Source organism: Aliivibrio sp. SR45-2, assembly GCF_963890165.1.
In the GTDB taxonomy this organism is placed as follows: Bacteria; Pseudomonadota; Gammaproteobacteria; order Enterobacterales; family Vibrionaceae; genus Aliivibrio; species Aliivibrio salmonicida.
In genome coordinates, this window is record NZ_CAWPRC010000209.1 from 1 (window position 1) to 9,225 (window position 9,225).

Genomic DNA, 9,225 nt, shown 5'->3' on the forward strand with positions numbered 1-9,225 from the left:
ATTGTTCTAACTGTTATGATGATGCAGTCACTTTTGAACACGTTATTTCTTTCTTTTCTTTATTTTCAGTCCATTTAGCCAAAATAAACACTGAGATAAATTGCATAATCAAAGCAACAATAAATACGATAGGACTATCAATTAACCCTGCAATAATGAAACTTACAAATGCAATCGCACCATTTAATAACGCATAAGGCAATTGTGTTTTAAAATGTTCAAACTGATCACACCCAGCTCCTGTCGATGACAAGATCGTGGTTTCAGATATTGGAGAACAATGATCACCAAATAAACCTCCAGACAACACGGCACCAATACAAACAAATAATGGCGCATCAATTGCAATAGCGGTTGGAATAACCAAAGGCATCATAATGGCGAACGTCCCCCAAGAAGAGCCCGTTGCAAATGAAATAATCGCAGCCAATAAGAAAGCCACTGCCGGTACCAACCAGTATGGGAAACCACTTTGAGCTTGCTCCGCAATATAAGCGGCGGCGCCTAGCTCTTTACCTACCGAGCTTAATGCCCACGCTAAGATAAGGATGATAGCAACTTGCATCATATTCCCCATCCCTTTCATATATACCGCAATACCATCAGAAAAATTTCTTACCTTATTAAAGGCCATTAATCCTATCAATATAGCGGCTGCAAAAAAATACGCCGTTGATAACGCAGCTCGAAACGCAGAACCCGATATTTTTTCAAATGGGAATCCTAAAGGGGCAAGCATTGTGACTAATACGATAGCCATGACAAGTAAAGGGGCCCAAACAAAAGATGCTTTTGCATTTTTATGCGTAAACACCTCGCTTGAAGCCTCAGCTGAAACATTAACAATACCTTGCTCCGCTTGCTTCTCAGCAATCGCCATCGGTCCAAAGTCTAATTTTTTAAACGCAACAAGAGGAACAATAGCAATCGCTAGAATCGCATAAAATTGATATGGAATCGCACCAATAAATGCATCCCAATCAGACGTTTCTACATTTAATGCTGTAAATTCTTTTTGAATTAAACCCATGATATAAACACCCCATCCAATGAACGGGATCAAAATAGCAACAGGAGATGACGTTGAATCAATAATAAACGCTAATTTTTGACGAGATACTTTTAATTTGTCGAAAAGAGGACGAAAAACAGGACCAACAATTAATGGCGTACCTAAATCAGAGAAGAAAATAACAATACCACCCAACCAAGCTGAAGTTTGAGCCTTAAATTTACTGGTTACCCAAGCCGTCACACGATGAGCAAAGGCTTGACCACCACCAGACTTCTCCATTAATGCAACAAATCCACCAATAAAAACAAGTAAAACGAGTACTCCAGCATTATAGCTGTCTGTTAATTGTGGTGATAAATAGCTCTTTACCATTACACCAAACGTTTCTAATGGATCCCCGTGGGTAAAAAAACCATTCAGCATAGCAACCCCGCTAAGCACACCGGCAAATAAACCAACAACGACATTTTTCATCGTAAGGGAGATAAAGAGCGTAATAATAATTGGGATAAGGGAGCTAATGTCTGTCTGTTCCATAACGATATTCCTTTTGCTACTGCATAAAACAAATTAAATATAAATTCACTATTGATGACTATATATTTAAAAAATAACAATGTAAACAATACGAAGCAATTTAATAACAATTATTTACCACTCTTTCTACAATCGATATTTTAAGTTAAAAATAGACAATAAAAACCAATCTTTATAACGCTAAAATGAGAAGAAAAAAGTATATAAAAAAAGCCAAATGATTCATCATCATTTGGCTTTTTTGTGTCTTATTTCGCGATAAACGCTGTCTTTCAGTGTATTCGTTAGTTATCCGCAGGGAAGACGACACCTGTTTGCTTGCGGATCTCAGTGGTTACTTTAGAAATCAATAAAGAACGCTCAACCGCTTGGTTATCCATTTGGTTTGCTTCTACCTGTTCTGCAAACTTAATCGCCTCATAAAACATAGGGTTTGGGTTTTGCTCGACCGTTAAGTCTTCTCTTTCTCCACCACGAGTAATTTTAGTTACCTTCTCACCGATAGAAATCATATCAGCTAAGATAGCCCCATCCTCACCTTGGATCTCACTAGGTACATAAGAATCGCTGGTTTTTGAATGCATCACGACTACATCAAAGCCTTCATATCCACAAATAATACTGCCATTACCATCAACACCAGAGTCTAATAAGTGTGCTTGCGCTTGAATCGATGTTGGCTCGCCAAATAATTCAATCATAGACCCTACACAATAAAAACCAATATCCATGATCGAGCCATTAGAAAATACCGGATTAAATGTATTTGGATTTTCACCATTTAAGTATTTAGGGTAACGAGAGGAGTATTGACAATAAGTGATGTGTGCTTTTCGGATTGCACCAAGGCTTGGTAATTCTGCTTTAATCAATTTAAAATTAGGTAAATACGGTGACATAAACGCTTCAAATAATACGACATTATTTTCTACTGCCGTTTGATAAGCCAATTGCGCTAATGCATAATTTGATGCCATTGGCTTTTCACAAATAACGTGTTTGCCCTGTTTCATCATTTGAATCGATTGGGGTCCGTGAAAAGAGTTTGGGCTGGCGATGTATACTGCATCAACCTCATCGCTTTGTGCCAGTTCATCTAATGAATCGAAAGTACGATTAACACCGAACTTATCTGCAAATGTTTTCGCCTGTTCTAACGAACGAGAATACACCGCTTTCAATTCAAATTTACCCGATTCTAATGCAGCAGCGAGAAATCGCTCAGTGATCCAATTTGTTCCTATTACAGCAAGTTTAATCATGATTACTCTCTATGCTTATTTCATTGTTATTTTAATTGCAGAGCTTGAGAGCTAAAGTGGACACCAGACCATCCTGATACCATAAAACTACGGATATTTTGATGATCATTCTCCATTGGATGCAATAATACATCTTTACGGTAATAGCGGCCAAAGCAAGCGAGTGTTTGCTCTACTGTTAGTTCATGTAATTTAGCAAACGCAAAAATCTTGCATGACCCATTATTTTGCCCCGCTTCATTAACGGTCTCACCGTTTGCAAACTCAGTTGCTGTAAACTCATAATGGTTCTCAATCACGGCCATTGTTTCTGAAAATTCTACTAATTTAGGCTCTGTTTTTAATTTATTAAGAAACGTATTCAATGCCATTATGATAATCCTTACTTGCATCTATTTAAATTACAGTTAAATTTTAGGCGGTTCTAAATGCCTGACACTCCATTTAGAACCTCCTATTTTTATTTAGCAAGTAAAAAATGCCATTGCTCATTTTTATTCATGTAATGAACAACATAAGAACACACAGGAACAATGGTTAAATCTGACTCTTTCATCTCATTAAGGAAGGCTTCCATCATTACTTTCCCATAGCCTTTACCTTGAAGTTCATCAGGAATACGAGTGCTAATGACATCAAGAACCTTTCCTTTTTTCTCATAAAAAATATTCGCTACCGATTTTCCTTCCAGAACAACCTGATAGCATTTGTTTTCTACATCATGAGTAATAACATTCATGTTTTCTTAACTCCATTTCATTTATGTGATTAATTCCATTTCAAAATACGAGTTTCATTCCCTTCTGTCGGTGCTTGAGGAATATTCAAAGACAATATAAAGGAAAGTAATGCCATACCCGCACCAACATAGAATACTGCAGCAGGAGAAACTAGCCACAACAAACCGAAGCTAACCGGAATAATAACCGCAGCAATGTGATTGATAGTAAAAGCAACCCCCGCTGTTGAAGCCATATCAGCTGGATCTGCAATTTTTTGGAAATAGGTCTTAATTGCTAAGGCAAGAGCAAAAAATAAATGGTCAATAATGTATAAAGCTGCCGCCATCTCTGACGTTTGTACAAGAGCATAGCCAATAAAAATGAGTACTAAGCCAGTATATTCAAACATGAGCGCTTTTCGTTCACCGATTACTCCGATCCAACGACCAATTTTTTTCGCAAATAGCCAATTGAAAGCATAATTAGCTAAAAACAGTAACGTAATATCGGCGGCCGAATATCCGAATTTTTCAACCATTAAAAAACCTGCAAATACCGTAAAGATCTGACGGCGAGCACCACTCATAAAGGTTAATGCGTAATATAACCAATAACGTTTACGTAACACCAGTTTCTTCGTTTGAGGCGTTTCACTTTTAAATTCAGGGAAAGCTAACCACATAAAAAGGATAATAGCTAAAGCCACTGAACCTGCGATAAAGTAAATCCATTTAAACTCTAATTGCACCACTTCCAATAGCACCCACAAGACACCATAGGTACATAAAGAAGCCAAAGCCCCTATAGATATAAGCGTTCCTAGCATTTCAGGCGCTTCTTCTTTAGTGAACCACTGTAATGACAATGACTGTTTTAGCGTTTCAAAATAATGAAATCCAGTAGACATTAATAATGTCGTACACAAGAGCCCATATACACTTGGGAAAAAGCCCGTAATTGCAACTCCTACCGCTAACATCACCAAAGAGAGAATCATGAACTTTTGCTCACGAAGAAAAAGAAGGACGAACACAGCAGTAAAAGCAAGGAAACCAGGGATTTCTCGAACACTTTGTAATAAACCGATATCTGCACCAGTAAAAGCGGCTTTTTCAATAACAAAGTTATTTAGTAAAGCACTCCATGCAGAAAAAGCAATGGGTACCACGATAGAGATTAAGATAAGAAACGTTTTTGGATTTCTCCATTGAGTAGTGCTCGACATGATAGTGACTCTTATTCATATTTAGATACATATTACAGTAGCACAGGTTGTTTTGATCTCTGTTTATATCGCGATCATCTTTACTTAATTTACTTTTACTTTTTCTTTTGTCAACGACCCATATCTCTTAAATCTATTTTTTATTTTTATACACAACATAATTAATATTAGACCCATGTATAAATGAACCTGCCCATTGGTCGATTATTCTGATAAACCACAATGATTAAAAACTGATGGGATATCTTCTTGCTATAAAGCGGCGTTATCGTTAAGTTAAGTTAAGTTAAGTGTATGTTTACTAGGCAAAGGATGTGTGTAATGGAAATTGTAATTCGCCCAACAGAATTAAAAGATATAAGTGGGTTATGTGAACTCTATAGTCAACCTCAAGCACAAGCTCAAACACTCCAACTGCCACAACCATCACCTAAATTATGGGAAAAACGTCTTTCAAGCGTACCTGATAACGTCTACAGTTACGTAGCCATTATTGATGGTAAAGTCGTAGGGAATATCGGTTTTGAACAAGTTACTCGCCCTAGAACTCAACATGTTGCCCACTTTGGAATGGGGGTACATGATGAATACAGCGGACGTGGTATTGGTAATAAATTATTAGAAACCGTATTAGATCTTGCAGATAACTGGCTTAACGTGCGTCGTATTGAAATCGATGCTTTTGTTGATAATAAGGCTGCATTAGCTTTATATAAAAAACATGGCTTTGTTATTGAAGGTGAAGCGATTGATTCTGCATTTCGAAATGGAAGATACGTAAATACCTATTTTTTAGCTCGCATTAATCGCAAAATGATGTAATTTCGGTCTTTCAGACTTAAAACCAATAAAAGGATGAAACATCAATTTTCATCCTTTTCTATCATCACTATCGTAGCTGACTGTCTTTACTGGCTCTTCGATTATAGGCACTAAATACTTTTTCTTTTGCATCTTCTTTTTCCTGACAAGTTACACAACAATCCACGCCAGGAAATATATTACGCCGAGCTTGGGGGATCAATTCTCCACATTCAAGGCAATATTCAGTATCGTTATGCTCATGATGTAAATGTGCTCTCACACGATTAATTGCATCAATAACAGTAGCATCTATTTGTTCTTGTACACCACCATCTCTTGTAAATCCATTCGCCATAATGATCTCCAATAATGAACGACTAGAATGACAGTATCGATTATTAACCATTGTTTGATAATAGAGAAAAATGAGAATTACTATTGCAGAGATGTAATAATAAACCACAGGATACTCACCCGCGGTTTATTACTTAGAGAAACAATCTAAGACAGTGTTTTAACGTAGTCTGCCCAATATTGAGTAGCTGTAATGATGGCCTCTTCTCTTGGGTAATCTTCTGTACGTTTATTTGCCCATAATACATTAGCAACATTAAAAATAACGGTATTTGCCATTAACTGTAATTGCTCTGGTTTTGTTCCTAACAAACAGTGCTTAGGGACAGGTAAACCTTCAATTAATGCTTCTTCCCAGTACAACTCTTCACATACACCTTTAGTTGCACACCACAAAGATTGGCTAACTTTAGGGTTATATTCTGATTCACCGCCCATGCCTTTAAAACATAATGCTAATTCAGAGCAGTCATCGGTTGCTTGTTGCAATCTAGATTCAGCTTCCCCATGCAGTTGTGGTAAGCCAGGATGAAAGCTCCCACGTAATGAAATCGGTGCAGACGCAGGGTTTAGCATACGAGCACAAGTATTGGCAGGAGTACGAAGACCATATTCATGTTGCCATAACAACATCGTTTCTACTTGTGGTGCATAAACAGATAAAGGTAAATAAGCAATGTTACCTTCATCTAGTGCACGATGAGTCGCCTCTATACTGTCACACTTTGGAATAGATAATTTATCAATAACTTGTGATACGTGCTCACGCGTACTTCCCAGTTGAAGATGACCATGCAGTAAAACCCTAAATCCATGATTCGCTAAAATTTGGGCTGCATATAACTGCCAAGACGGGCCTTGAACTTGGCGTTTTCCTGCAAAACAAGCCCAATCAATATCAACCTGTAAGTCTTTTAATTCTGGTGTTTGAACATTCCGAACAAATTCACGGATAGCAGTAGTAAAGCCACTTATCTCGTCAACCGTTTCATTTTGAACTCGGATAAGCATCATTAACATCGCCATTTTATCGCTTGATACGTCCCCGGCAAGATACTCTTTCATCACTAAATACGCTTGTTCAAACGTTAACGGCTTACGACTGCGTTCACCACGCCCTACCGTTTTAATGCATTCTATAATTGAGCTCATAGCTATCCTTGTAATAATCCTTTAAATTTCAACTGCACTGACGTTATCACATCGACAAAAAAAGCCAAGAGATTAGAAACTCTTGGCTTACTATTTGTACTGTAACGAAGGTAACTATCTATGATTAATTGGTCACCTTTACATGATTAAATCTTAATTATTGATAATACTTCCTATAATTTTAGGTGTACATAAAAAATAACCTTGAAAAAATGGAATAGGATCGAGAGCCAATTTCATAAATTGCTCATTCGATTCAACATGCTCGATAATTAATTTCTTATTATTTTTAACCATCTTATCTATAAAGCTATGTTTATTTATAATAGAACAATAAGCGTGAATCTTTATTTTTATAAACATAAACACACTTAAGTTAAATACCGGGGTTAACATTTCATTCATAGAAACATCATCGATAGCAAATATAACGCCCTCATCATGTAACTCATAAATACTTTTCAATGTAGATTTATAAAAAAAACGCTCTCTTTTTGTAATTTCAACGATTAATTTAATATTAGATTCATTCAATTTATTACTCAAAACTATTAATTCATTTTTCAAAAAATAAATTGAACTGACTTCTATGTTAATCGATATGAATGTTATATCCATATATTTTTCTTTTATAAAAGAGACATTATCATAAATCCAATTAAAATTCCCCCTGCTCGTTGAGATATGCTCAACATCTGAAATAGTATTATAGAATAAATCTGTATTCATGTTTTTAGGTCTAAAAACCAACTCAATACCATCCACTGAATTGCTGTCATTTTCATTATAGAGACCACTCCTCGAATGTATACCTTGAGCATATACATCGAAAGATACGTTTGTCTTTTCACCTAAAAGAAAGTCATTACTTACTGCCATACCGGATAACCTAGCTTTAATCATAGAATTAAACTATCTATGAATTCATCATGGAAATAAAACTAAAAGTTACTAATAGTTACTTCTGACTACTACACATTGATGATTTTTATAAAAAAAACATCAAAACAAACCATAAATACACATTAAAAAGCAAATAAAAAACACATGAAATCAAAACTTTAAAATGAAAAAGCACCGATAAGAAACATTAATCTAAATTTTTCACACCTAAATAAGTAGGTTCTATTCTTTTCATTGAATATCCAATAAAATTAACGGTTATTTTATAACTCAATGATAATTTACCTATCAAATATTATGCTAAACTTAAAATAGCATAATTTATGATAGAGATGGCATGAGCATATAAATACCTAACATTATAATAAAGGTACATTGATTTGAGTGCAGTTTATAAAGCAGAAAAATATACATTCAACATGCCACACTACATAATTCAACACCCAGAAAAAGGCGATGTTGAACTATCTAGGGCTGAAGCTTACATTCTAAAAAAAATGCTTGATAATCTAAACATCGTTTGTAACAAAAACGAACTTGAAGATATAGGTTGGGAAGGTAACCCTGTTAGCACCTCAAGCTTAACGGTTGTGATTGCCTCTCTCAGAAAAAAAACACATTCAATAAATGACTTTAGTATCAGAAATATACCAAGAAAAGGATACTTTATTTCAACATCATTAATTATAGAAAAAATAGGCGTCCAATCAAAAAAAACTCCATCTCCGAAAAACTCATCATTTTATACTAAATTTAAGAAAATAATATCCGTGTGTATTTACACATTTAATATTCTAATGGTGCTTTTATTCATTATAATTGGATTATTTATTAGCATTCAACATGATTATTTATCATGCCAAAAATTAAATAACAAAACACTTTGTTCTATTGGAACGAATAACTTCAGCACATTGAGCCTTCTTGATGACATCGATGATGGACAAGTCATATTAAAAACACCAGAAAACACGATCATCCTAGACGAAGGTTCAAATATATTAATGAGTATTGGAAATGATTAAATATAAGAAAATAAATTTATTGATTTTTATCTTTTTAATAACTATTGTCATTATCTTCTTGTATGGCACATCATTAAGTTGTGATTATAGAATGAAAATAGAAACAAAAACAACGTCTTACAATGGTATTTGTAAGCTAGGAGAAACATCTTGGATAGAAACACAAAAGAATAAAATTAATGGCTCTATTTGGAATGTAACGGCATGGTCATTCTCATTTAAAAAC

The 9,225-nt window shown here is 35.2% G+C and carries 10 protein-coding genes; 2 read left to right on the plus strand and 8 right to left on the minus strand.

From position 1 onward, the window contains the following. Nucleotides 1-13: 13 nt before the first annotated feature. The 5 genes from AACV33_RS19900 to AACV33_RS19920 form a co-directional block, all read right to left on the minus strand. A complete protein-coding gene (locus AACV33_RS19900) occupies nt 14-1,552 on the minus strand; it encodes a Na+/H+ antiporter NhaC family protein (RefSeq protein ID WP_182700578.1) in 1,539 nt (512 codons plus the stop codon). 284 nt (nt 1,553-1,836) lie between these two features. Next, nucleotides 1,837-2,814, minus strand: coding sequence for a Gfo/Idh/MocA family protein (locus AACV33_RS19905; protein ID WP_182700579.1), 978 nt, complete (start codon nt 2,812-2,814; stop codon nt 1,837-1,839). 26 nt (nt 2,815-2,840) lie between these two features. Continuing rightward, the gene (locus AACV33_RS19910) at nt 2,841-3,185 is read right to left on the minus strand and encodes a HopJ type III effector protein (protein WP_182700580.1); all 345 of its coding nucleotides are present in this window, start codon (nt 3,183-3,185) and stop codon (nt 2,841-2,843) included. Between the two features lie 89 nt (nt 3,186-3,274). Next, the gene (locus AACV33_RS19915) at nt 3,275-3,553 is read right to left on the minus strand and encodes a GNAT family N-acetyltransferase (RefSeq protein WP_017021459.1); all 279 of its coding nucleotides are present in this window, start codon (nt 3,551-3,553) and stop codon (nt 3,275-3,277) included. Nucleotides 3,554-3,582: 29 nt separating this feature from the next. Continuing rightward, nucleotides 3,583-4,761: an MFS transporter gene (locus tag AACV33_RS19920; RefSeq protein WP_012552119.1), complete on the minus strand. Its 1,179-nt coding sequence runs from the start codon at nt 4,759-4,761 to the stop codon at nt 3,583-3,585. 321 nt (nt 4,762-5,082) lie between these two features. Between AACV33_RS19920 and AACV33_RS19925 the strand changes: the two genes are divergently transcribed. Beyond that, nucleotides 5,083-5,583 (plus strand): GNAT family N-acetyltransferase, encoded by a 501-nt coding sequence (locus AACV33_RS19925; RefSeq protein ID WP_044583600.1) that lies wholly within the window; start codon nt 5,083-5,085, stop codon nt 5,581-5,583. Nucleotides 5,584-5,650: 67 nt separating this feature from the next. Here AACV33_RS19925 and AACV33_RS19930 read toward each other — a convergent pair whose 3' ends face one another. The 3 genes from AACV33_RS19930 to AACV33_RS19940 all read right to left on the minus strand — a co-directional run bounded on the left by AACV33_RS19930 (nt 5,651) and on the right by AACV33_RS19940 (nt 7,950). Beyond that, entirely contained in the window at nt 5,651-5,920 is a 270-nt protein-coding gene (locus tag AACV33_RS19930; RefSeq protein ID WP_182700581.1) for a DksA/TraR family C4-type zinc finger protein, read from the minus strand. Between the two features lie 146 nt (nt 5,921-6,066). Then, on the minus strand, nt 6,067-7,071 hold the full coding sequence (locus AACV33_RS19935) for a glycosyl transferase family protein (RefSeq protein ID WP_182700582.1): 1,005 nt from the start codon (nt 7,069-7,071) through the stop codon (nt 6,067-6,069). Between the two features lie 153 nt (nt 7,072-7,224). After that, the gene (locus AACV33_RS19940; protein ID WP_182700583.1) at nt 7,225-7,950 is read right to left on the minus strand and encodes an EAL domain-containing protein; all 726 of its coding nucleotides are present in this window, start codon (nt 7,948-7,950) and stop codon (nt 7,225-7,227) included. Between the two features lie 404 nt (nt 7,951-8,354). Here AACV33_RS19940 and AACV33_RS19945 point away from each other — a divergent pair, with 404 nt between their 5' ends. Then, nucleotides 8,355-8,999, plus strand: a complete 645-nt coding sequence (locus tag AACV33_RS19945; RefSeq protein WP_182700584.1) for a winged helix-turn-helix domain-containing protein — start codon at nt 8,355-8,357, stop codon at nt 8,997-8,999. Nucleotides 9,000-9,225 lie beyond the last annotated feature (226 nt).